Source organism: Serratia sp. OS31 (genome assembly GCF_014164835.1).
Classification (GTDB): domain Bacteria; phylum Pseudomonadota; class Gammaproteobacteria; order Enterobacterales; family Enterobacteriaceae; genus Serratia; species Serratia liquefaciens_A.
In genome coordinates, this window is sequence record NZ_JACJFQ010000008.1 from 80306 (window position 1) to 103024 (window position 22719).

22 protein-coding genes and 1 tRNA gene are annotated in these 22719 nt (G+C 53.8%); 8 read left to right on the forward strand and 15 right to left on the reverse strand.

The genetic code is table 11. From position 1 onward, the window contains the following. Positions 1–301 precede the first annotated feature (301 nt). The 6 genes from H5P17_RS09370 to H5P17_RS09395 all read right to left on the reverse strand — a co-directional run bounded on the left by H5P17_RS09370 (position 302) and on the right by H5P17_RS09395 (position 8323). Positions 302–1597: a cytosine permease gene (locus H5P17_RS09370; protein ID WP_044553452.1), complete on the reverse strand. Its 1296-nt coding sequence runs from the start codon at positions 1595–1597 to the stop codon at positions 302–304. A gap of 20 nt (positions 1598–1617) precedes the next feature. After that, positions 1618–2307 carry a PAS and helix-turn-helix domain-containing protein gene (locus tag H5P17_RS09375; RefSeq protein ID WP_044553451.1) on the reverse strand — a complete coding sequence of 230 codons (690 nt, stop codon included), beginning with the start codon at positions 2305–2307 and terminating at the stop codon, positions 1618–1620. A gap of 25 nt (positions 2308–2332) precedes the next feature. After that, the gene (locus H5P17_RS09380; RefSeq protein WP_044553450.1) at positions 2333–2743 is read right to left on the reverse strand and encodes a GNAT family N-acetyltransferase; all 411 of its coding nucleotides are present in this window, start codon (positions 2741–2743) and stop codon (positions 2333–2335) included. Positions 2744–3080: 337 nt separating this feature from the next. Continuing rightward, positions 3081–4001 carry an alpha/beta hydrolase gene (locus H5P17_RS09385; protein ID WP_182822523.1) on the reverse strand — a complete coding sequence of 307 codons (921 nt, stop codon included), beginning with the start codon at positions 3999–4001 and terminating at the stop codon, positions 3081–3083. A 219-nt stretch (positions 4002–4220) separates the two neighbouring features. Beyond that, on the reverse strand, positions 4221–7418 hold the full coding sequence (locus tag H5P17_RS09390) for an autotransporter outer membrane beta-barrel domain-containing protein (RefSeq protein ID WP_182822525.1): 3198 nt from the start codon (positions 7416–7418) through the stop codon (positions 4221–4223). An 829-nt stretch (positions 7419–8247) separates the two neighbouring features. Further along, positions 8248–8323, reverse strand: a tRNA-Phe gene (locus H5P17_RS09395). A 703-nt stretch (positions 8324–9026) separates the two neighbouring features. On the opposite strand from H5P17_RS09395, the gene speF reads away from it, so the two are divergent. Together speF and H5P17_RS09405 are read left to right on the forward strand one after the other, a co-directional pair. Then, complete coding sequence (speF, locus tag H5P17_RS09400) at positions 9027–11189, forward strand: ornithine decarboxylase SpeF (RefSeq protein WP_182822527.1); 2163 nt, start codon at positions 9027–9029, stop codon at positions 11187–11189. Between the two features lie 103 nt (positions 11190–11292). Beyond that, on the forward strand, positions 11293–12408 hold the full coding sequence (locus tag H5P17_RS09405) for a GGDEF domain-containing protein (protein WP_182822528.1): 1116 nt from the start codon (positions 11293–11295) through the stop codon (positions 12406–12408). Positions 12409–12452: 44 nt separating this feature from the next. Here H5P17_RS09405 and mltC read toward each other — a convergent pair whose 3' ends face one another. Genes mltC through mutY form a run of 3 tightly spaced genes read right to left on the reverse strand, consistent with a single transcriptional unit; the run spans position 12453 to position 14953 of the window. Continuing rightward, positions 12453–13529 carry a membrane-bound lytic murein transglycosylase MltC gene (mltC, locus tag H5P17_RS09410; RefSeq protein WP_020828615.1) on the reverse strand — a complete coding sequence of 359 codons (1077 nt, stop codon included), beginning with the start codon at positions 13527–13529 and terminating at the stop codon, positions 12453–12455. A gap of 54 nt (positions 13530–13583) precedes the next feature. Next, entirely contained in the window at positions 13584–13856 is a 273-nt protein-coding gene (locus H5P17_RS09415; RefSeq protein WP_020828614.1) for an oxidative damage protection protein, read from the reverse strand. Then, positions 13853–14953: an A/G-specific adenine glycosylase gene (mutY, locus tag H5P17_RS09420; RefSeq protein ID WP_255477880.1), complete on the reverse strand. Its 1101-nt coding sequence runs from the start codon at positions 14951–14953 to the stop codon at positions 13853–13855. The genes H5P17_RS09415 and mutY overlap by 4 nt, the downstream gene beginning before the upstream one ends. Before the next feature lie 177 nt (positions 14954–15130). On the opposite strand from mutY, the gene trmB reads away from it, so the two are divergent. The 6 genes from trmB to H5P17_RS09450 all read left to right on the forward strand — a co-directional run bounded on the left by trmB (position 15131) and on the right by H5P17_RS09450 (position 18503). Further along, positions 15131–15850 carry a tRNA (guanosine(46)-N7)-methyltransferase TrmB gene (gene trmB / locus H5P17_RS09425; RefSeq protein WP_044553445.1) on the forward strand — a complete coding sequence of 240 codons (720 nt, stop codon included), beginning with the start codon at positions 15131–15133 and terminating at the stop codon, positions 15848–15850. Continuing rightward, entirely contained in the window at positions 15850–16176 is a 327-nt protein-coding gene (locus H5P17_RS09430) for a YggL family protein (protein ID WP_020828611.1), read from the forward strand. Before trmB ends, H5P17_RS09430 begins: the two co-directional genes overlap by 1 nt. 95 nt (positions 16177–16271) lie before the next feature. Next, a complete protein-coding gene (gene glsB / locus H5P17_RS09435) occupies positions 16272–17195 on the forward strand; it encodes a glutaminase B (protein ID WP_044553889.1) in 924 nt (307 codons plus the stop codon). Positions 17196–17225: 30 nt separating this feature from the next. Further along, positions 17226–17942, forward strand: coding sequence for a DUF2884 domain-containing protein (locus H5P17_RS09440; protein WP_044553444.1), 717 nt, complete (start codon positions 17226–17228; stop codon positions 17940–17942). 86 nt (positions 17943–18028) lie between these two features. Further along, positions 18029–18271, forward strand: coding sequence for a DUF4160 domain-containing protein (locus H5P17_RS09445; RefSeq protein WP_182822532.1), 243 nt, complete (start codon positions 18029–18031; stop codon positions 18269–18271). Next, positions 18255–18503: a DUF2442 domain-containing protein gene (locus tag H5P17_RS09450; protein WP_044553443.1), complete on the forward strand. Its 249-nt coding sequence runs from the start codon at positions 18255–18257 to the stop codon at positions 18501–18503. Before H5P17_RS09445 ends, H5P17_RS09450 begins: the two co-directional genes overlap by 17 nt. A gap of 38 nt (positions 18504–18541) precedes the next feature. Here the strand turns inward: H5P17_RS09450 and hemW are convergent, their stop codons facing one another. Genes hemW through H5P17_RS09480 form a run of 6 tightly spaced genes read right to left on the reverse strand, consistent with a single transcriptional unit; the run spans position 18542 to position 22707 of the window. Continuing rightward, entirely contained in the window at positions 18542–19681 is a 1140-nt protein-coding gene (gene hemW / locus H5P17_RS09455) for a radical SAM family heme chaperone HemW (protein ID WP_182822534.1), read from the reverse strand. Beyond that, on the reverse strand, positions 19674–20267 hold the full coding sequence (locus tag H5P17_RS09460; protein WP_044553439.1) for an XTP/dITP diphosphatase: 594 nt from the start codon (positions 20265–20267) through the stop codon (positions 19674–19676). Before H5P17_RS09460 ends, hemW begins: the two co-directional genes overlap by 8 nt. A gap of 17 nt (positions 20268–20284) precedes the next feature. Further along, a complete protein-coding gene (gene yggU, locus H5P17_RS09465; RefSeq protein ID WP_044553437.1) occupies positions 20285–20575 on the reverse strand; it encodes a DUF167 family protein YggU in 291 nt (96 codons plus the stop codon). Next, entirely contained in the window at positions 20572–21126 is a 555-nt protein-coding gene (locus H5P17_RS09470) for a YggT family protein (RefSeq protein ID WP_044553435.1), read from the reverse strand. Before H5P17_RS09470 ends, yggU begins: the two co-directional genes overlap by 4 nt. A 31-nt stretch (positions 21127–21157) precedes the next feature. Further along, positions 21158–21979 (reverse strand): pyrroline-5-carboxylate reductase, encoded by an 822-nt coding sequence (proC, locus tag H5P17_RS09475; RefSeq protein ID WP_044553432.1) that lies wholly within the window; start codon positions 21977–21979, stop codon positions 21158–21160. A 20-nt stretch (positions 21980–21999) separates the two neighbouring features. Further along, positions 22000–22707, reverse strand: coding sequence for a YggS family pyridoxal phosphate-dependent enzyme (locus H5P17_RS09480; protein ID WP_044553430.1), 708 nt, complete (start codon positions 22705–22707; stop codon positions 22000–22002). Positions 22708–22719 lie beyond the last annotated feature (12 nt).

Sequence of the window (22719 nt, forward strand, 5' to 3'; positions counted from 1 at the left end):
GACGATCAAAACGGTTAATAAACGATTGTCTGACAACTTCTATAATAAAAAGCTCGGGGAGGGAGGCGTTTCCATTCTCTGGGTATTAAAGGATGTTTTAGCTACCGACACCAGGGATCCCCACTACGTCTTCAGTTTTAGCACCGCAGTAAAAAACCCGCTTCCGTATTGATGCCAGTCGGCTTTCAGCCGACCGATATCAATTTGTTGTTGCGCCTAAAAGAGGCTGCGGCAATATCACCGAACACCCTTCATGTTCCGATTATCCCCACTTCCCAGAGCGGGAGAGCAGGGATATCAATCAGCTTTGCGCCGGCGCCGGCTTCTGGGAACGGCTCATGGCCAACTTGAACACCCAATATAACAGGCTGGCGGCCAGCAGTGAGTTGATGGTCGGCACGCCCCACTCGGTTACCAACCCGACGATGCTGCCGACGATGCTGGCAATGATCGCCGCCCAGCCGATAGTCGGCGTCTGGTCCGGCAATTTCCCTTCGCGACGGCTCTCGTCGAGAATTTTACGGTGGGTGCGCAGCAGATAATAATCCACCAGCATGACGCCGATAATCGGCGGGAACACCACGCCAAGCACCGTCAGGAAGTCGACGAAGCGGTCGAGGATCCCCAGCACCGAAAGCGTGGTGCCCAGTACGCCGATCACCAGCGTGGTGGCGGTGTACTTCAGTCTTTTGCCCGTCATGCCTTCGACGGCGTTAACGATGCCCAGCGAAGAGGAATACAGGTTGAGGTCGTTAACCCTGAGGGTGGAGAACACCACCACCAGCAGGCCTGCGCCACCGGCGACCTGTGACATGATGGTGACCACATCCGCCGTGCCCAAGGTTTTGGCGATCAGTATCGCCAGGCCGTTAACCACGAATTCCCCGGCGATAATGGTAAAAATGGTTACGCCGAAAACATGCTTGCCGTTCTTGGAGTAGCGCGTCAGATCGGGCGTCATCAGGCTGGCGACAATCGCACCGCCGACCACGATAGTGATACCGGCGCTGATCGACAGAGGTTCACCCGGCGGTACCAATTGAATAATTTCAGGCAGATTGTGGCCGGTGAGGGTGATGATGGAGATATAGGCCACCAGCATAATAAACATCGGTACCGCAATCCTGGCGGCGATGCGCAGCGCCTTGAAGCCAAAGGCCACCAGAATGGTCAGCAGGGTGCCGGACAGGCCGGCCGCCAGGCCAAAGCCCAGCTTGTTCCCCAGAGCAAAATCCAGCGACTTGGCGAAGATGGCGTTTTGAATGCCAAACCAGCCCAGCAGGCTGACGGCGACCACCACCCCGATCAACACCGAGCCCAACCGACCAAAGCCGCACCAACGGGCCAGCAGGCTGCCGGAGATCCCTTCACGCATGCCCGCCAGGCCAAGGCCATAGGTCACTACGCCAAAAATCAGGCTGCCGATGAAAATGGCGGTAAATGCATCGAGCAGCGTCATGGAATGGCCCAATACGGCACCCAGCATAAACTGATCCAGTGCGGTCAACATGCCCATATGCACTATGGCCACGCTTAGAAACGAGACTCTTTTATCCTGAGGTACCCGGGTTAACGGGTAGTCTTCGATTTTGATCACGGTGAGGTATTCCTTGCTATTTAAATAAACTGGATGCCTTTAGCTATCAGGCGATCGGGAATGTAGCTGTCCAGCCGCGCATATTTGCAAAACTCCTCAAACTGCTGCTGTGTGTGGACATCAGATTTCTGATAAATGTTATATATTCTATTTTCTATGGTCTTATTGCTGATGTTATATATTTTGGCGATTTCTTTCACCGACAGCCGTTGCAGCATTAAAAATATAACGTCAAGCTCAGCCCGGGTAAAAATGGTGCTGTTGGTTTCGGTGGTCAGTACGCTGGGTTTTTGATGGTTGATATAATTAAGCGGGGATAAGGTGTTAAGCGGTTTGGCATTCCACATTACCCCGAAGACTTCTTTCTTATCGTTGTAGATAGGCAGTTTTTCGCTGATAAACGGCGTCAGGCTGTCTTTCCCGTACCAATAATGCGTTTCTATTACGGCAACCCGATCCCGCGAGATTTCGGTCATTTTGTCATGTTCTACAAAATCGGCCGCAGATTCGGCCCAGTCGGCGGGGAACTCGTCGTCTCGCTTACCGGCTATATCAAAGCTCAATGGCGTGTTGGTATAGAGGTAGGCGGCCCGGTTCATGTAAAGATGACGGGATGCCAGGTCCTTAATGCCCCAGGGCTCACTTAAGTGCTCCATCATGGCAATCAGGCCTTTCAAATAGAATTCATTACTTTTATCGGGCGAATCCATTCTGACCTCACCGACTGAAATTGGGTTAAATCTTTTTCGCCAGGTAGTGACGCGTATGCTGTTTGGCATAGTCGCCTAAGTTGCCGTAAACCTGATAGCCCAATTTTTCATAAAAGCCTCGGGCCTGGAAGTCGAAAGTATCGACATAAGCCATGTGGCAACCGCGTTTCTTGGCTTCTTCTTCGGCCTGTACCATCAGTTGACGGCCGTAACCGCTTTTACGGTATTGGTCGCTGACCCAAAGATACTGCACCTCAAGCCCGCCCCACCAGGTTCTGGCTACCAGGCCGGCGACGATTGCCCCTTCGTCATCAGTCACGGTCAGAAACAAAGGGTGGATGTCTACGGGCTCGATTTTGGCGTTATGGGCCCAAAGGCTGTCAATCACAAATTCTTCGTCTTTCGGATTTGGCTGGTCGGTAATATTGATATTCATCGTTATAATATAATTCCGTGTGATAATTGTTTGGCAGTGCAATCAAACTGAGGCTGCCCCAGCCGGTTTAACTATCACTTTTCATAATGTATTACAAGGGTGGTTTTCACCCGTTCCCGTCATGTGCTCAAGCGTTTATATTAGCTGCGACAGGGCCAGAAAATAACGTAATACGCGGTAATAAATAGCCTTTGGTCCTGCTCAGTCAATCTATTCCTATTGTGCCTCACCAGGGCCCCATCCAGGGAATACATTAGTTATTCAGGCTCCACCGGTAGAGCAAGCTAACTTGCCAAAGGGGAGCCGCCGCGTTTCGCATCCTCCCAACTTCAGCACGTTATTGATCTGCAGCCTTGTCTTTGGCTATGCCTTCCAAAGCTGGCTTTATGGCTGCGCTGAGCATAGCCCCATGGTCCAGGCCAGGCCACTCCCGGTAGTCAACCTTAAGCCCGTCAAGAGTTGCCAGCCGTTTGGCCAGGCTCTGAGCCGCGTCTGCGGGTAGCTGACTCTGCCTGATAATCGGCGGCGCTTCACGCATTTTTTCCGCTCCGCCGATCCACAGCTGCAGATGGGCAGACAAAGGCGGATGTCGGTCAATAACCCGCTGTGCTTCTTGCAGGATAAACCCTTTCCCCCACCACAGCGAAGGTTCTACGGCGATGTAATTCTGGAATGCGGCTGGCTGGGTTAACAAAGTATGCAAGACGAAGAGGCCGCCGTAAGAGTGGCCCCACAGCGTTTGTTGCTGCGGATTAACGGTAACCTTAGCGGCAACGGCAGGTTTAACCTGGGTTTCGATTAGTTTCAGGAAAGCGTCCGCGCCGCCGTTGGGCTGCTTTCCCACCTTCTGTTGCGAAGCCGGCGTGTAGTCGTAACTGCGGTCCCTGGAGTCGATGCGCAGATCGTTGTCATAGCTGAGCAGCACCAGCACCGGCGGCTGTTTTTGTACGGCAAGCTGAGCCAGCAAATGGGCATTCAGCTCCATTAATACCGCGTTACCGTCCAGAAAGTAGATCACCGGATAGCCGGTAGACGGTGGGGCAATGCGTGGCTGCGCTATGCGGATACGGTAACGACGTTGGCCGTCTGCGGAAGTGAGCCGCAGATCGCTGAATTGATAATCAGGTGATGGGCTATCGGCAACGGTAGCGCCAATGGTACGTTCCAGATCGGGCCTGGCCTGTACCAGCACTGGGGTGGCAACGCCGATAATCAGTGCGATAACAAGGGTTAGAAAGCGACGATAAGACGATGGCATGCTGGATTCTGTTTATCGAGAAAAGGCGATATTAGCATTTATGCCGGAAAGCAAAAAACCTGTCTTTCGACCCTATCTTTGCATAGGAAACCGACCTTGGACGGCCGGCGTTAGCGGTGGGTTGTACGATTATCCTGCAACGAGAGGCGCTGGCCGAGGGAAAATATCCTTTAAGGAGTTATGCCCCCGGCCAACGCTGACATCAGTCAAAAGTGCATTTTAGAAAAGATATTTCACGCCAAGCGCAGCCTGGGTGTCGCTGTAACCTTTATCCCCCATTTGTTGCCCAATGTTTGCCCACAGATTCAGATTGTTGCCGAGTTGCCCTTCCACACCCGTTTTTATTTCGCCGATGTGGTGAGTGCCGGCCATTGAGACTCTGGTGTCATCCAGGGTCACGCCGAAGTTTTTACTGTTGTGGAGCCAGTTGGCTTCAACAAAGGGTTGGAATGTCCGATCCTTACCTTTGTCGATAGCGCTGTGCCCTTTGAGGTACGCCTTGACACCAAGGCGGGTGCGGATGTTGTTTTGTCCGTCGCCCTGCACGCGAGTGCCATTGGACTCGATATGCTCCTTCGCTTTCACACCCATCCAGGTAATCTCAGCCTGAGGTTGTAACCAGAAGGTTCTGGTCATTCCCTGGCGGCTCTTGCTTTCACCGAGAAGGAAGCTGTAACCGCTGGCTAATGATGCGGTAAATCCACGGGATTTATATTTCTCGGCGTCGAGGTTGTCGCCATTCACCTCGTTGTTAAACCACTGGTATTGCAGCCAGCCATCCATATAAAGCCCTGACTTATTTGCCGCATTCGCATACCAGGTGCCGTAAATGCCGGTGGAGTAGCCATTAATGTTCCCACGTGAGCCATAGCCGGTAACTGATGAGTGGGTATGGCTTTTCTGGTTGGCATAGCCTGACATCACACCGAGGTGGTAACGGTTGAGTCCGTCGCTGCTCCACTGAGCGAGATCCGCACCCAACTGCACCACATAACGGTTGGCCTGAGTCTTGTTCTGACCATCAGCCATCTTGCTGCGTTGATGCCCACCCTGGTTACGTAACCACATGTTGGTCACTTTTTTCTCACCGGTAAGCACGTCGGTGTACTGGGTTTCACCCAAACGGTCGTGCAGCGAGAGAGTAAATAGCGTATTGGCGGCCAGCATATTCGCGGCATAGCTGCCTGTTTCTGGGCGGAAGATATGCTCGGTAGGGCGTGCTGGTTCCAGAGGATTTACCGGGGGGAGCGGCGTTGAAGGATCCGCCGGTATTACAGGCTCTGCCGGTGTTACAGGTTTTTCCGACGTCCCTGGGTCGACAGGGGGGATAACAGGTTTTTCTTCCGATATGCCGGGGTCGACAGGGTTTGCCTGCGTGCTGGTCAGATACCAGTTTTTGTTTTTCTTCACCAGGTCGTAATCATAGGCGCCGGCAGCAATACGCCCTGATTTGGTGAAAATGCCTTCAGACTTTCCGCCTACGGAAATCAGCTCGATGCCTTCGACCGTTTGTGCGCCGTTGCCGCCAGCCTTGTTAACCTGAACGTTTGAATTACCCGCCGAGTTGCCGGTGATCACCAGCCTGTCCGATTGCGACTTATCGTCACCCAGCAGGGTATTGAAAATCAGAGTGCCATTGTTCCCGGTGTAGTTTTGGGTGGTGAGTGTCTTAAACTGCCCGCCGGTCGGGGCAGAGAAGGCGAGGGTGCCGGCGTTGCTGACAGACTGTGATACCGAGGAATTATCGGTTACCGTCCATACTCCGCCTTGGTCGAGAGCCATATTAGTGGCATTTTTGGCTGCGCCGGTAAGGGTGGCATCTTCCAGCCTTACCGATACCACGTTTTCTGGGGCGGCAATGATATTGCCGTAGAGGCTGGAGTTTTTTGCAGTGAAATTGACAGCGGCATGCTCACCGGGATCTGCATCAAAGGCGTTAATCAGCAGGCCGCTGCCGGAGCGTGGGGCAATGGCATTGTTAAACGTCACATCCAGCGCGGCTCCGTAGGAAGCCACAACGCTCCCCAGGGAAGACATCAGCGTGCTGTCAGTTATGTTGACTGTACTGACATCATTATCTTTGGATAGCGTGTCTCTATTGGCAAAAATAACCGCGGCATTTTTCCCTTCGGTCTGGATTTGAGTCCCGGTGACGCTCATCCGGCCGCCGTTATATGTGACCAGACCGTGAGCGATTTCTCCGGTTGTGCTTATATCTCCGCCAACCAGAGTCGTTTCCCCTTTGTTGCCGGCACCAGCACCCAGCGAATTGAACCCCTTTGTTTCTATGGACACATTAGTTACAGATGCAGATGAGCCCTCATCTGCAGCCCCTATCCCGTAGCCTCGTTCAGCGAAAGTTTTTATTGTGCCGCCGTTAATGGCGACTTTACCGCTTTTATAAGTCACTGCACCGTATGAGTCTTTGGCGGTGGTTTCGATATTTACGTTAAACGTCTCAATAGCGGCATTATTATCCTTGGCCAAGAGCCCCAGGCCTTCTTCACCGGCAGTTCTTATGCTGCTATCACGAATCGTTATTTTGGCATTATTCAAAGCCGCAGCGCCGTAGGCTTTGTCTCCGGTTATTTCGATGGCCGAATTGATAATCTCAGCTGATGATCCCGTATCCGTAGCGACAATACCGTGGCTGTTGATATTGGCGGTTTTTATAGTGCTGCCGTTAATGATTAGTTTTCCGTTTTGATATGCCGCCACACCATAAGAATCTTTGCCTGTTGTTTCTATACTGGCATCGGAGACTTCAATGGAGGAGTCGGCATCGCTGACATAGACCCCACGACTATTCTCTCCAGTGGTTTTTATACTCCCGCCGCTGACGATGGTTTTCCCGCCCTGGTAAGCCGCCGCACCATAGGCTTCTTTTCCATTTGTCTCTACGTTGACATTTGATGCGTTAACGGAAGAATCGGTGCCTATTGCATGAAGCCCATTGCTCATCTCCCCTGCGGTTTTTATGCTGCCGCCGTTGAGGGTTACCGTTGCGGCATCTTGAGCAAGGGCACCCGTTGCCCCCCCTTTTTTGGTTTCCACCCTGGTGCCTGTAGTGCTGATGGTTGTCCCATTTCCATATGCCGCAAGCCCATATCCCATATTTCCAAGGGTGGTAACGCTCCCATCCGTCAGCGATATATGCGATTGGTCAGTGGCAATCACCCCAGATCTATAATCTGAACTATCGGTAAGTACAGTTATATTTTTTCCTGTGATATTAGTATCTTTTCCGATGGCCATAAGGCCCTCGAACGTTTTGTTTTCTACATCGCGTTGCTTACCATTAGTGATGATTAGCATGTCAGCGAAAGCATTCGGCAGGCCAGGTAAAAAACACGCAGTGCCTAGTATTAACGCGCCATTAATGGCGAAAGCTATTTTTTTAACTTTAAAGATGAACATGGTATTAACGTCCCTTATGTTAATTTGAATATGATTGATATTTTATTTGGTTTAGGGAGAGTTGGCCGAGGAATAGGGTGGTAATGCATCCATTTATTTGATGTCAGTTGTTGTCACTCTCGAAATTTAGGCGTGACTAAAATAGCTCAACTTCAAACTGGGGTAAAGCTTTCGGTTCTTATTTGTGTTTATTATTTAAAGTGGGTTAGACTACTTGATGTTATTTGTTTCAGTTATGAATTGATATGTGATGCGATTACTTTTTATTTTTAATTTGTTTTTTTAATTTAAGTCAAAGGATTGTGGGGTTTGTAAGGGCTGGATTACGCGGGCATTAACGTTGAAAACTAAAGTGCTCTTGTATGTTTTTGATTGAGTTAATAATTAATTGGTTTATAAGAAAGTAGAGTTATTTATATCATTCTTTAAACAAATGTGCTGGATGTGTACGGCTGTAATTATAATCTTATAGTGTGTGATATATGAGAGATAATATAGTCATTTAGACAAGCTATTTAAGAATGGTGATTGTTCCCTTCTGTGGGGGAAAATATGCGTGTTCTAGCGTTGGCCCGCAGGGGGAGGCCTTTAGGCCGAATAATCGAACTTGTTCGATGGAGAGTCCTACCCCAGAAAGCAAAAAAACCGCCATAGGCGGGTTCTTCTAAATAGGGTGCCCGGACTCGGACAACCGGTGCTTGCGCCGGATTGAACAACGCTTTAGCGTTGGCCCGCAGGGTGAGGCCACTGGCCGAATAATCGAACTTGTTCGATGAAGAGTCCTGCCCCAGAAAGCAAAAAACCCGCCATAGGCGGGTTCTTCTAAATATGGTGCCCGGACTCGGAATCGAACCAAGGACACGGGGATTTTCAATCCCCTGCTCTACCGACTGAGCTATCCGGGCAACGGGGCGCATTTAACCCTATTGGCCGGATATCGTCAATCGCTTTCTGTCACAAAGCCGATCGGTTGCTCTATTTTCATGCAGTGACGATCGAGGCCTGCGGCGTTTTGGGGCATTATCACCCAATAAGTATGCAAAAAATTCGTGTATTTATACCATTTTGATTTTTCTGTGTTTTATTTTTATTCTTTTTATAACAGTTAGTTACGCTGGTGTGTTCAAGTGGGTGATTAGCATAATAGTTACTTGAACCTCATAAAAAAACATGCAATCATTGCGCAAATTTTAGCACTCTACGTCCCTAACGGCGTTTCCGCTCATTTAAGTCAGAGGGTTGCAGGCATGACTGGTATGGTTCCTCAAGCGCCACTGCGCACCAGACATCTGATGATGCCGCCACTCCGCCGCTATCTTTCCCGAACGCCGTCCTCCAGAAACGCCCAGCCCAGCATGCGGTAAGGCAACTTCATGCTCGCTGTTAGGCATTATTAAAAATAGAGCTGCGGCTCTGATTTTACTGATGTCTATTGGACGCTGCCGATACCAGTTCCCGATAGTACCCTGATAATCTTAAGATCATCAGCCGGTCACGCATGCGCTCTATGCTGCCACCCCGGACATCAATTTGCCGGGATAACCTTTGTTATCTCATCACCGTGCCTTGTGGCACACCCTCATCCTTAACCGTTTGAGAGTTAGCACTATGAAAGAATTGAAAATAGCCACCAGTGCCAGCCTGGTCGCCGCCATTGAAACGCTGCGCCAGATTGTCCGCGTCGAGCAGACGGATTATACCGACGTTGCGGCGTTGGTGGTGTCGGTTGATGACGTCAATGCCGGTATCCTGGCGCAGCTTAAAGCCACCGGTTTTGAGATCCCGACCTTTGTGGCGGTGGCCGGTGACGAGCATCTCTCCCCGGACTACCTGCCGTTTATCAGCGGCGTTTTTGCGCTGGACGGCGCCAGCAAGGCGTTTTATATGGCGCAGTTGGAAGCCGCGGCGGATGCCTACGAGCAGGCGCTGCTGCCGCCGTTTTTCAAAACCTTGAAAACCTATGTGGAAATGGAGAACTCGACCTTTGCCTGTCCGGGGCATCAGGGCGGGGAGTTTTTCCGCAAGCATCCTGCGGGCCGCAAGTTTTTCGAGTTTTACGGTGAAACGCTTTTTCGTTCCGACATGTGCAACGCCGACGTCAAACTGGGCGATTTGCTGATCCACGAAGGTTCGGCCAAGGACGCCCAAAAGCATGCGGCGCGGGTATTCAACGCCGATAAAACCTATTTTGTGCTCAACGGCACCTCGGCCGCCAACAAGGTGGTCACCAACGCGCTGTTGACCCGTGGCGATCTGGTGCTGTTCGACCGTAACAACCATAAGTCCAACCACCATGGTGCGTTGATCCAGGCTGGTGCGACGCCGGTGTATCTGGAAACCGCGCGCAATCCCTTTGGCTTTATCGGCGGAATAGATTCCCGCTGCTTTGACGAGCGTTATCTGCGCGAACAAATTCGTCAGGTAGCGCCGGAGAAAGCCGAGGCAGCGCGTCCTTTCCGCCTGGCAATCATTCAGCTCGGCACCTACGACGGCACTATTTATAATGCGCGTCAGGTGATCGACACCATCGGTCACTTGTGCGATTACATCCTGTTTGACTCGGCATGGGTGGGCTACGAAGGTTTTATCCCGATGCTGAAAGAGTGTTCACCGCTGCTGTTGGAGCTGGATGAGCTTGACCCGGGCATCTTTGTTACCCAGTCGGTGCACAAGCAGCAGGCCGGTTTCTCGCAAACCTCGCAGATCCACAAGAAAGACGACCATATCAAGGGCCAGAAGCGCCACTGCAACCACAAGCACCTGAACAACGCTTTCATGCTGCACGCCTCTACCAGCCCGTTCTATCCGCTGTTTGCGGCGCTGGATGTCAACGCCAAGATGCATGCCGGGGCCGCCGGTCGCCGTATGTGGATGGACTGCGTGAAGCTTGGCATCGAGACGCGCAAGCAACTGCTGGAACGTTGTTCGCAGCTCAGGCCGTTCGTGCCGCTGCAGGTTGCGGGCAAAAACTGGCAGGATCACGACACCGATTTGATCGCCAACGATGCCCGTTTCTTCAACTTTGTGCCGGATGAGAAATGGCACGGTTTCGAAGGCTATGCGCAGGACCAGTATTTGGTCGATCCGTGCAAGCTGCTGCTGACCACGCCGGGTATTGATGCCGCCACCGGCCAGTACACCGAGTTTGGCGTGCCGGCCACCATTCTGGCCAACTTCCTGCGCGAAAACGGCATCGTGCCGGAGAAGTGCGATCTTAACTCGATCCTGTTCCTGCTGACCCCGGCGGAAAACCCGGCCAAGATGGAACAGCTGGTGGATATGCTGGTGCAGTTCGAACGTTACGTGGAAGAGGACGCGCCGCTGAGCCTGGTGCTGCCAACGGTGTATCGCAAGAACGAGCAGCGTTATCGTGGCTATACCCTTCGCCAGCTGTGCCAGGAAATGCACGATTTGTACGTCAGCTTCGACGTTAAACAGCTGCAAAAAGAGATGTTCCGTCAGCGTCATTTCCCGCAGGTGATGATGAATCCGCAGGACGCCAACGTGGAGTTTATCCGCGACAACGTCGAACTGGTGCCGATCGGGCAGGCCGAAGGGCGCATTGCGGCAGAGGGCGCGTTACCTTACCCACCGGGCGTGCTGTGCGTGGTGCCGGGTGAAGTCTGGGGCGGGGCGGTACAGCGTTATTTCCTGGCGCTGGAAGAGGGCATCAACCGGCTGCCGGGCTTCTCGCCGGAGCTGCAGGGCGTGTATATCGAGAAAAAGGATCACGGCTGGAAACGCATTTTCGGCTATATGATCAAGCCCTAGTTTTAGGCGGCCCAGAGGGCCGCTTTTAAATCATCCTGCGCGGGATGACAAAGCCGTGCGGTGGCACTACCTTTTAGGTAAAAGTGACCGATGTCGGATTAACATGATGAAAAAAGAGGGTTATCTCGAGGGCGTCGGCAGAGAGAAACGACGTTCAACGCTGCGTAATTTTAACTGGTTCTTATTGGTTAATGTATTGTTGGCGTGCTATCTGCTGTTCCAGCGTAGTACGGCACTCAACGAGCGCTCTCTTATACATTTATTGTGCGGCGCGCCGGCGATTTGCAGCGTGGTACTGGTGTCCGTCCTGTCTTTTGTTACCTTACGTCAGTTGGTTAACAGGGGAGAACTGGCGGCTTGGCGTGGTGGCGTTTTTTGCATCTTGTTGCTGACTCTGTGTTGGTGTGGTGTTTTTCACCACCTTATCGTCAACAACAACATTAACCTGGTTTATCCGTTGTCCCTCGGCCTGTTGTTTTCCTCCCTTATTGCCTTTTATCTGTCCCCACGTTTGTTTTTCCTGTTCAGCATTCCGATATTGCTCGTGGCGATTGTCGAAAATATCTTTATCCACAGCGCCTTCTCATTGGTGAACCTGGTTTCATATGCTCTGATGTTGTTTGTTATCTATTCGGCGCAGAGCCGACTGGAGCAATGGTTCAAATTGGCGATTGAGCGTGAACAGGAAAACAAGCAGTTGATTGAACGCTTGAGCAAGCTGGCACACCGCGACCCGCTTACCGGCATTGCTAACCGCCGCTACTTCGACAATTATTTTGATGCGGTTATGCTGCGGGAATCAACTCTGCAGATGCCGTTTTCACTGATCCTATTGGACGTCGATTTTTTCAAAAAATATAACGACCATTATGGTCATCAACAGGGAGATAAATGTCTGATCCGTTTAGCTGCTTGCCTGGAAAGCGCCACTCGTCGTTCGCAGGATCTGGTGGCCCGTTATGGTGGCGAGGAGTTTATTATCCTGCTGCCAAAATCCGACGTCTGCGAGGCAGCTCAGGTAGCCAAGAGGGTTGAGACGTTGCTCGCTGGTTTGGCGATGCCACATGCCACTTCCGAGGTTGCGCCATGGGTGACGGTAAGCCAGGGGATTGCACAATGGCAGCCGGGACAAGACCGTGAACAATTGCTGAGAACAGCCGATCATGCTCTGTACCGCGCCAAGGATCTCGGACGTAATCGCTATAGCATTGTGGGGTAATGCAGGCGAACAGGACGACGCAAGAGGTCGTCCTGTTCGGGGGACTAACGGCGTCGGTAACTCTTCTGGGCGTTGTTCACCTTCACCAGGTAACGGCGAGATTCGCCGGCCGGATGCTTGGTGGTCAGCGTCTGATAGACGTCGCCCGGCTGCATGCCGTTGATGATGCTCACCGCACGGGTCCTGTCACTCGAGAACACGCGCAGCACGCTGCCGGCGCCACCGTTATAGGCGGTGATAACCGCGTAGCGGCGTGAGGTAGGGTTTTGAATCCCGCCCAAATAGTTGTTCTGCAAAATGGCCAGATAAGCCGTACCGGTATCGATGTTGTTTTCCGGATCGAACAGGTAACTGCGGCTTGGTTTGCCCCATTTACCACGCATCTGGAACACGTCCTTACCGGCGGTGTGCTGCACCACCTGCATCAGGCCCAACGCATCTGAACCGCTCACCGCATAGGGGTTAAAGCTCGATTCGGTCTGCATGATAGCCAGGATCAGCGACTCTTCCACGCCGTATTTTTCCGACGCCTTGCGCACCATCGGCAGGTATTTGTGGGCACGTTTGTCCAGGTGGTTTGGCACCAGCTGAATAGTGACCGAGTAAATCACGTGCAGGCCGGAGGTGCGTTTTTGCAGCTTGGTCTGCAACAGATAGTCGGCAAAGTGCGCCGCTCGCCATTCCCAACGGATAGGGGCGCCTTTGTTATCCAGTACCTGGCCGTAAAGGAACGGCTCTTTACTGATCTGGATATCGTTGACGTCGGAATAGAGATCGATGGAACCCGGATCGTCCCCCATCAGCAAGGTGCTGATAATCGCCTGGCGCAGATGCGCGGCGGGATCGGTGGTGGCGATGGTTTCAATAGTGATGGCACCAGAATCAAAGTTGATGTGACTACGGGTTTGATACTGGTCGGTGTATTTGACGTAATCTTTCGGCCCGGCGATCAGAACTTCGTTCAGACCCCAGATATTCTCGATGTTGTGGGCGAACTGACCCATCAGGATTTCGAAGCCGTTGGTGTCTTTGACCCAGGCTTCGTTGACTTCGGTGCTTTTTTTGCCGGAACAGGAAATCAGCAGAGGCGCTATCACTAGCAAAGCTAAAATTTTCTTCATCTGAAAGCCGTATACGAGAAGTATTGGAAGGGCCAGCGCCTGGCCCCAACAGCATTATTCGCTTGGTGGCGTATAGCCTTCGATATGGACGTCATGCCCTTCGAACAGGAATTTGATCATTTCCGCTTCCAGCAATTTGCGGTCGTCGACGTTCATCATGTTCAGTTTTTTCTCGTTGATCAGCATGGTTTGTTTTTTCATCCATTCTGCCCAGGCTTCTTTCGAGATCTCGTTATAGATGCGTTTGCCGACTTCCCCTGGATAAAGCTGGAAGTCCTGCCCTTCGGCGTCACGCTGCAGGAAGGTACAAAAAATGGTTCTGCTCATGCTAATTCCTCATCAATGGCGCTATCGCCAAATAAACCCTGTTGGCGCGGGGACTGTTTTGCCAACTGTTGCAACAGGCGGTCAACCGGCGCGGCCAGGCCGACCGATGGCGGCTGCGCTAAGTTATACCAGAGACCGGCGCCCTCATCCATGCTGCTGCCTGTAGCGTCCATTTCCAGCCATATTGGCACGATATCGAGATGGAAATGACTGAAAGTATGACGAAATGCGGTCAGTTGCTCCCGGCGATTGTTTTTCAGACCGCGCTGTTGCAGCCAGAGTTCCATCTCTTCACGTTCGCTGAACTGCGGGAAGCAGAACAGACCACCCCACAGGCCGACGGCGGGGCGTTGTTCCAGCCAGGCTCGTTCGCCGTGCTGCAGCAATAAGAAGTAGGCGGTTTTTTCCGGCAGGGTCTGCTTGGGCTTTTTACCGGGGTATTTTGCCCAACTGTGGTGGGCGTGGGCGATGCAGCCCAGGCTGAGCGGGCACAGTTCGCATTTCGGCTTGGAGCGGGTGCAGACCATCGCCCCCAGATCCATCATCGCCTGATTGAACTGGCCAACGCCCTTGGCCGGAGTGACGTTTTCGCTGATTTCCCACAGTCGGTTTTCCACTTCTTTCTTGCCCGGCCAGCCTTCTACGGCATAGCAGCGGGCCAGTACGCGTTTTACGTTACCGTCGAGGATGGGGTAGTGTTGGCCGAGCGCCAGCGACAGCACTGCGCCTGCCGTTGAACGGCCAATACCGGGCAGAGCGTGGATTTCTTCAAAGGTTGTCGGGAACTCGCCGCCGTGCTGTGCGACAATAGCCTGCGCCGCCTTATGCAGATTGCGCGCACGGGCGTAGTAGCCCAGGCCGGTCCACAGGTGCAGCACTTCGTCCAGCGGCGCTTCAGCCAGCGCACGCACGTTGGGAAAACGTGCCATAAAGCGCTGGAAGTAAGGGATCACGGTGGCAACCTGAGTTTGTTGCAACATGACCTCAGAGAGCCATACTTGATAGGCGGTCTTATCAAGCTGCCACGGCAGGGTTTTACGGCCGTAACGCTGGTACCAGTCAAGCACCACCTGTGCGAACTGCTGTGCTTGCATCATAAGCTGATTCGATATCCGGCAGAAAATGAAGCGCGATTGCAGCATAGAGTCATGATGCTGTAAACCGGAACTTTCCGACGTCGCACGGCAGGTACATTAGATGAACACTTGCTAAACCAATGTATCTTTGCATAATGCGCGTTTCCCTAATTGGCAGCCAAACAGACAGAAAGCACTATGATTAATGACGTCATCTCCCCGGAATTTGATGAGAACGGCCGCGCGATGCGCCGTATCCGCAGTTTTGTCCGCCGCCAGGGGCGGTTGACCAAAGGCCAGCAGCACGCGTTGGACAACTATTGGCCGGTGATGGGCGTGGAGTATCAGGCTGAACCTGTCGATATCGCCGCACTGTTCGGGCGCGACGCGCCGACCGTGCTGGAGATCGGTTTTGGTATGGGCGCCTCGCTGGTGACCATGGCGGGCAACAACCCGCAGCAGAACTTCTTGGGGATAGAAGTCCATTCGCCGGGCGTGGGCGCCTGCCTGGCCGACGCTACCGAAGCGGAACTGAACAACCTGCGCGTAATGTGTCACGACGCGGTTGAGGTGCTGGAAAATATGATCCCGGACGGTTCGCTGGACATGGTTCAGCTGTTTTTCCCCGATCCGTGGCACAAAGCGCGCCACAACAAACGCCGCATCGTACAGACGCCGTTTGTTGAACTGGTGCGTCGCAAACTGAAAGTCGGCGGCGTTTTCCACATGGCCACCGACTGGCAGCCTTATGCAGAACATATGTTAGAGGTTATGAACGGGATCGCAGGCTATCGCAATCTTTCCAGCGATAATGATTATGTGCCGCGTCCGGATTCACGCCCACTGACAAAATTTGAATTACGCGGCCAGCGTCTGGGACATGGCGTTTGGGACTTGATGTTTGAGAGGAAAGAATAATGGCTAAGAACCGCAGTCGTCGTTTACGTAAAAAGTTACACATTGAAGAGTTTCAGGAGCTGGGCTTCTCCGTAGCATGGCGCTTTGCCGAAGGCACCGCGGTTGAAGATATCGACAGCACGCTGGACGCTTTTATCGACGAAGTGATTGAGCCGAACGGCATGGCTTTTGACGGTAGCGGCTACCTGCAGTGGGAAGGCCTGATCTGTCTGCAGACCATCGGTCACTGCACTGACGAGCAACGCGAACTGGTTAAAAAATGGCTGGAAGCGCGTAAACTGACCGACGTTAAGGTCAGCGATCTGTTCGATATCTGGTGGGACTGATTTTCCTGCCTGATAAGCGCGGCCTGTCGTCGCGCTGAATCTATTGATTTAAGGTGCCTTTACGGCACCTTTATTTTGTCCGGAGTGTGACCGCGGTGGTAACAACATTGGATAACGCGTTGCTGGATGAGATCCTGCAACAGGTGCGCCCGCTGATTGGCCAGGGCAAGGTGGCGGACTATATACCGGCGCTGGCGGAAGTGGCGGCCGATCGGCTGGCGATCGCCGTTTGCACCGTCGACGGCGAAATGTTCCAGGCCGGTAACGCCGACGAGCGTTTCTCTATTCAGTCGATCTCCAAGGTGCTGAGCCTGACGCTGGCGCTGACGCGCTATCAAGAGCCGGAGATCTGGCGTCGGGTTGGCAAGGAGCCTTCCGGCCTGCCGTTCAACTCGCTGCTGCAGCTGGAGATGGAGCAGGGCAAACCGCGCAATCCGTTTATCAACCCCGGTGCGCTGGTGGTATGCGACATGCTGCAAACCCGGCTCAGCGCGCCCAAGCAGCGAATGCTGGAAGTGGTGCGCCAACTGGCCGGTGAAGATGACCTGGCCTATGACTCGCGCGTGGCCCGTTCCGAGTTCGAGCACTCCGATCGCAATGCGGCGATAGCCTACCTGATGAAGTCGTTCGGCAATTTCGAAAACGACGTGCTTACCGTGCTGCAAACCTATTTCCACTACTGCGCGCTGCGGATGAGCTGCGTGGAGCTGGCGCGCAGCTTTGTTTATCTGGCCAATCACGGGCGTGATCTTAGCGGACGCGAGGTGATAAGCCCCCTGCAGGCACGCCAGATTAATGCGCTGATGATGACCAGCGGCATGTACGACGGCGCAGGAGAATTCGCCTATCGCGTGGGCATGCCGGGCAAGTCCGGCGTGGGGGGCGGCATTGTCGCTATCGTCCCCGACGAGCTGTCGATCGCCGTCTGGTCGCCGGAACTGGATGCTTCCGGTAACTCATTGGCGGGAACTGCGGCGCTGGAACTGTTGTCTCAACGGATTAGCCGTTCGATTTTTTAGCCCCACCACGGAAGGGCGTCAGGAGAATATATGTTAAAGAAAACCGGGTTAGCCTTACTGTTGCTGACTGCTTCACAGGCCCATGCCGAGTATCAGTGCAACGTTAAACCCCAGGACGACGTGATTATCAGTCCGCAGAACGTACAGGTGACCGGGGCCAGCGGCAATCTGCAGATTTCGCCGGATGGCGATGTCACCCGCAACGGCCAGGCGCTGAGCCTGACAGATAGCCAGCGTCAGAAGGCCTTCAGCTACCAGAGCGCATTGCGCAAAGAGCTGCCGTGGATCGACAACGGCGCTCAGCAACATCTGGAAAAAGCGCGGGTGGCGCTGGACAAGGTGATCGTCAAAGAGTTGGGCAGCGACAGCAACGTGCGTAACCGCCTGACCACGCTGAACGGTCAGCTTAAGCAACAGATGAACCGTATCATCGAGCACCGCAGCGACGGCCTGACCTTCCATCACAAGGCGATTGATCAGGTTGAGCAGGATGGCCGCAATATCGTCCAGCAGAGCATGGGCGGCGTATTGCAGGACAGCCTGAATGAGATGGGCGTCAAGCAGGCAGCCAACAGTGGCGGCAACCCGTTGCAGGCGATTATGGGCAATCTGGGGGGCCTGCAGAAGGCGATTCAGAACGAATGGAATAACCAGGAGCAGGACTTCCAGAACTTCGGCCACGACGTGTGCAACCGCGTTACCGGCCTGGAAACCCAGCGCAAAGATTTGCTTAATGCATTGAAGTAATCTGGCTTATGGTCTGTTTTGACCTTCTAACGAACATCTGACAGACTGGTTAAACTATAATCAATGACTAAAAGGATTTTGCATTGATGCCAGTGATATTCCGTTATAAAGGTTATAAATTCTTTTTTTATTCGAATGAATATGAGCCGTTGGAACCGGCTCATATTCATGTCAGAGATGCCGTGGCAGAAGCCAAGTTTTGGCTGATGCCAGAAGTGCTGGTAGCCCGTAATGATGGGTTTAATGCCAGAATATTAAAAGAATTAACCGAAGTTGTTGGAGTCCATAAAGGGTTATTTTTGGAGGCCTGGGATGAGTATTTCAGCTAAAAACGTAAACTTCGATGAGACAACGATGTGGGTTGAGTTGAGCGATGCCAGAATTATCGGCGTTCCACTCGCCTGGTTTCCTCGATTGCTGAATGCAACGAACCAAGAGCGTGCCCATTTTGAGCTGAGTGCCCGTGGGATCCATTGGGAGACGTTGGATGAGGATATTTCTGTTGAAGGCTTGCTAAAGGGAAGAGGGGATATTACCCATTGTCCCCACCATGCTGCCTGACGCTTAAAAAAAAGCGCTGATAATTCAGCGCTTTTTTTTCATTCATCCGCCAGGAACAACTCCAGCAGCGAGTTAAGGAACAGTTTGCCTTTCTCGGTGATCTGCCAGTATTCCGGCGTTTCCACCAGATAGCCTTTCGCCAGCGCTTCGTCCAGCGATGCACGGATCGCGCTTTCATCCAGCCCGGTGTAGTTGACGAACTCGGCACGCGGTGCGGCCTCCAGCAGGCGGAAGCGGTTCATAAAGAACTCGAACGGCCGATCTGCCGCCGTCACCTCATGCTGCTTGTCCCGGTACTTGCCCTGCATAAAACCGCGCGGATGCTTGGTTTTCGCGGTGCGCAGAATGCGACCGTCGCTGAAGGTCAACTTGCCGTGTGCGCCGCAGCCAATCCCCAGGTAGTCGCCGAAGCGCCAGTAGTTGAGGTTGTGCTGGCACTGATAGCCCGGTTTGGCGTAGGCCGAGGTTTCATACTGCTGGTAGCCGGCGGCGCTCAGCAATTCATGGCCCCGTTCGAAAATATCCCACAGCGCGTCGTCGTCCGGCAGCACCGGCGGGCGTGAGCTAAACAGAGTATTGGGTTCGATGGTCAGCTGATACCACGACAGGTGCGGGGGATTGAGGGCGATGGCCTGACGTAAATCGTCCAGCGCCTCTTCCAGCGACTGGTCCGGCAGGCCGTGCATCAGATCGAGGTTAAAACTGCGCAAACCCAGGCCGGTAGCCAGGTGTGCTGCGCGTTTGGCCTCTTCCGGGCCATGAATGCGACCCAGACGAGTTAACTTCTCGGCGCTGAAACTCTGTACGCCGATAGAAATGCGGTTCACACCGGCGCGCTGATAGCCGCTGAAGCGATCGGCTTCTACGGTACCCGGGTTGGCCTCCATGGTGATCTCGGCGCCGTCAATCACTGGGATGCGTGCCCGTACGCCGTCCAGCAGCGATTGCATCGCTTCGGCACTCAACAGGCTGGGGGTGCCGCCGCCGATAAAAATGGTGCTGATTTCACGACCACTGACCAGCGGCAGATCGGCATCAAGATCCGCCAGCAGATGATCGACGTATTCCTGATGCGGTACTTCGCCCTTCAACGCATGCGAGTTGAAGTCGCAGTACGGGCATTTCTGCACGCACCACGGAATGTGAATGTACAAACTCAGCGGGGGCAACTTAAGCATTGCGCATCGCTTCCAGCATCAGCTTCAGGGCTTTACCACGGTGTGATACTGCGCGCTTTTCGTCACGGCTCAGCTCGGCAGCGGTGCGGCCCAGCTCCGGAACGTAGAAGATAGGATCATAGCCGAAACCGCCTTCACCGGCGGCGGCATCGGTGATTTCACCGGCCCAGCTGCCGTGGAACACCAGCGGCGTCGGGTCTTCCGCGTGGCGCATATACACCAGCACGCAGTGGAACTGTGCGCCGCGGCTGCCCTTGGGCACGTCCTTCAGCGCAACCAGGAGCTTGTCGAGGTTTTGCTGGTCAGAGGCGTCTACACCCGCGTAACGCGCAGAATAGATGCCTGGCGCGCCGCCCAGAGCATCCACCGCCAGACCCGAGTCGTCGGCGATCGCCGGCAGGCCGGTGATTTGTGCCGCATGGCGGGCTTTCAGAATGGCATTTTCAATAAACGTCAGGCCGGTTTCCTCGGCGGACTCCACGCCCAATTCGGTTTGTGCGACCACGTCCAGACCGAAATCGGCCAACAGGTCGGCTAGTTCGCGCACTTTACCCGGGTTACCGGTGGCAAGAACGACTTTTTGCATGATGACTACCTTGAAATTTATTCGATTAGCGCCGCGACCACGGCGGGGATCTGTTGCGGATTAACGATGCGTAACTGTTTATGCCGCCCCAGTTCGCCTTTCTCTATGGTGACGTTGCTTTTCGCCACTTTGAACTGTTTGGCGAGAAACTTGATCAGATGAGCGTTGGCCTGGCCGTCTACCGGCGGGGCGGTAATGGCGACTTTAAGTTCGTCGCCATGCAAACCGATAATCTGGTCGCGGCTGGCTTTCGGCTGAATATATAGCCTGATTGCCAGCCCGTCCAGCACGGGGGTGACTGCACTCACAGCAGGAACCAGATCTCACCGAACAGATCCATACCCAGGTAGTTGATCAGATACAGGATCAGGATCACTACCATCGCTGAAAAATCAATGCCGCCCATTGCCGGAAGAATACGGCGGATTGGTGCCATCAAAGGTTCGGTCAGTTGATACATCAACTGGTCAATCGGGCTGCGGCCCTGACTTATCCAGCTCATCAGCGCGCGGATAATCATCACCCAGAAGATCAGATAACCGGCCGACTTCACCAGCGAGATCAAGCCAAACAGCAGGTTATACGGGCTGAGTGACATCGCGCCACCCTGAATGAGCAGCAACAGCGGGTACTTGATGGTCATCAGCAGGAAAGCCAACAGCAGGGATGCGCTGTCAATAGGTCCCATTGACGGGATAATACGGCGCAGCGGGCCAATCACCGGCTGGGTGATCTTCACGATAAACTGCGCGAATGGGTTGTAAAAGTCAGCGCGTGTCCACTGCATCCAGATGCGCAGCAGCAGTACCATGACGTAAAGATCAATAACGGTTTTGACCAAAAAAGTCAGCGTTAGCATGAAGTCGTCCTTCTCCTTAACTCTCGATTATTTAAAATGATTTTTCCATTTCCTGCGCACGGGAAACTGCCGCCTGCATGGCTTTGGCCACGGTTGCCGGCAGCTGTTGCTCGTTGAATACCCGCAGCGCCTCGGCGGTGGTGCCGCCTTTGGAGGTTACCTGCTCACGCAAGGTCGACAACGGCGTCTCCGGATTGGCTTCCACCAGCGCAGCGGCGCCGGAAGCCGCTTGTTGCACCAGCGCACGGGCCGTCTGGCTGTCGAAGCCCATACGTTCGGCTTCCTGCTGCATGGCTTCCATAAACAGGAAGAAATAGGCTGGGGCACTGCCCGCGGCGGCGATCACGCTGTTGATGCCGTTTTCGTCATCCACCCAACATACCTTGCCGACTGACGCCATCAAATCACTGGTGTAGTCACGATCTTGTTGGCTTACCTGCTGCGGCGCATACAGGCCGCTCATGCCTTTTCCCACCAGCGATGGCGTGTTTGGCATAATGCGTACTATGTTCAAGTTGTCGGCCAGCAGCTGGTAAAAACGGCTGACCTGAATGCCTGCGGCGATCGACAGCACCAGCTTGCCGCTGAAATCGATCTGATCGCGCAACGGCTGGCAGACATCTGCCATCATCTGCGGCTTCACCGCCAGTACGATGACGTCGGCCTCGCGTGCGCAGGCAAAGTTATCGCCGCTGCTGACGATGCCATAGTCGGCAGCCAGCGCATCGCGGTTTTTAGCCGAAGGCGCGCAGACGCTGATGGATTTGGCCGGGTAACCGCCCGCCACCAGGCCGGCGATGATTGCGCGGGCCATGTTGCCGGCGCCAATGAAGGTAATCTTACGGTGTTGCATTAAAATTCCTCGTCAGTGTGTCAGGACTGCGAATAATCTCGCGCGCCAAAAATGGCGGTACCGATACGAACCAGAGTGCTGCCTGCGGTAACGGCCGCCGTCATGTCATCGGTCATGCCCATCGACAGCGTGTCCACCTGCGGATAATGCTGTTGCAGCGCCAGGAAGGCGTCGTGCATCTGGCGGAATACCGCCAATTGGCTCTGATAGTCTTCTTGCGGAGCCGGAATCGCCATCAGCCCGCGTAAACGAACGTTTGGCAAGGCAGCCACCGCTTCAGCCAGCGCCGGCAGTTCAGCCAGTACAATGCCAGATTTACTCTGTTCATCGCTGATATTTATTTGGATCAGAACGTTAAGCGGCGGCATGTCTGCCGGGCGTTGGTCGCTTAACCGCTGGGCGATACGCAGCCGATCGACGGTATGACACCAGGCAAAGTGCTCTGCTACCAGCCGGCTCTTATTGGATTGCAAAGGGCCGATAAAGTGCCACTCCAGCGTTGCCCCTTCCGGCAACGCGGCAAAATGCTGAACCTTATCCACGCCTTCCTGCACATAGTTTTCGCCGAAGGTTCGCTGGCCTGCCGCGATGGCTTCTGCGATCGCCGCCACAGGTTTGGTTTTACTCACTGCAAGCAGCGTCACTTCTTCTGGAGCGCGAGCGCAGCCTTGAGCGGCCGCGGCAATGCGGTTTCTGACATCCTGCAGATTCTGTTGGATAGTGCTCATTATTGACCCAGG

Excerpts from the sequence above, each read along its gene's own strand:
- H5P17_RS09375 (WP_044553451.1), bottom strand. The coding sequence starts at position 2,307 with ATGGATTCGCCCGATAAAAGTAATGAATTCTATTTGAAAGGCCTGATT.
- H5P17_RS09380 (WP_044553450.1), bottom strand. The coding sequence starts at position 2,743 with ATGAATATCAATATTACCGACCAGCCAAATCCGAAAGACGAAGAATTT.
- H5P17_RS09385 (WP_182822523.1), bottom strand. The coding sequence starts at position 4,001 with ATGCCATCGTCTTATCGTCGCTTTCTAACCCTTGTTATCGCACTGATT.
- H5P17_RS09390 (WP_182822525.1), bottom strand. The coding sequence starts at position 7,418 with ATGTTCATCTTTAAAGTTAAAAAAATAGCTTTCGCCATTAATGGCGCG.
- speF (WP_182822527.1), top strand. The coding sequence starts at position 9,027 with ATGAAAGAATTGAAAATAGCCACCAGTGCCAGCCTGGTCGCCGCCATT.
- H5P17_RS09405 (WP_182822528.1), top strand. The coding sequence starts at position 11,293 with ATGATGAAAAAAGAGGGTTATCTCGAGGGCGTCGGCAGAGAGAAACGA.
- mltC (WP_020828615.1), bottom strand. The coding sequence starts at position 13,529 with ATGAAGAAAATTTTAGCTTTGCTAGTGATAGCGCCTCTGCTGATTTCC.
- H5P17_RS09415 (WP_020828614.1), bottom strand. The coding sequence starts at position 13,856 with ATGAGCAGAACCATTTTTTGTACCTTCCTGCAGCGTGACGCCGAAGGG.
- mutY (WP_255477880.1), bottom strand. The coding sequence starts at position 14,953 with ATGATGCAAGCACAGCAGTTCGCACAGGTGGTGCTTGACTGGTACCAG.
- trmB (WP_044553445.1), top strand. The coding sequence starts at position 15,131 with ATGATTAATGACGTCATCTCCCCGGAATTTGATGAGAACGGCCGCGCG.
- H5P17_RS09430 (WP_020828611.1), top strand. The coding sequence starts at position 15,850 with ATGGCTAAGAACCGCAGTCGTCGTTTACGTAAAAAGTTACACATTGAA.
- H5P17_RS09440 (WP_044553444.1), top strand. The coding sequence starts at position 17,226 with ATGTTAAAGAAAACCGGGTTAGCCTTACTGTTGCTGACTGCTTCACAG.
- H5P17_RS09445 (WP_182822532.1), top strand. The coding sequence starts at position 18,029 with ATGCCAGTGATATTCCGTTATAAAGGTTATAAATTCTTTTTTTATTCG.
- H5P17_RS09450 (WP_044553443.1), top strand. The coding sequence starts at position 18,255 with ATGAGTATTTCAGCTAAAAACGTAAACTTCGATGAGACAACGATGTGG.
- hemW (WP_182822534.1), bottom strand. The coding sequence starts at position 19,681 with ATGCTTAAGTTGCCCCCGCTGAGTTTGTACATTCACATTCCGTGGTGC.
- H5P17_RS09460 (WP_044553439.1), bottom strand. The coding sequence starts at position 20,267 with ATGCAAAAAGTCGTTCTTGCCACCGGTAACCCGGGTAAAGTGCGCGAA.
- H5P17_RS09470 (WP_044553435.1), bottom strand. The coding sequence starts at position 21,126 with ATGCTAACGCTGACTTTTTTGGTCAAAACCGTTATTGATCTTTACGTC.
- proC (WP_044553432.1), bottom strand. The coding sequence starts at position 21,979 with ATGCAACACCGTAAGATTACCTTCATTGGCGCCGGCAACATGGCCCGC.
- H5P17_RS09480 (WP_044553430.1), bottom strand. The coding sequence starts at position 22,707 with ATGAGCACTATCCAACAGAATCTGCAGGATGTCAGAAACCGCATTGCC.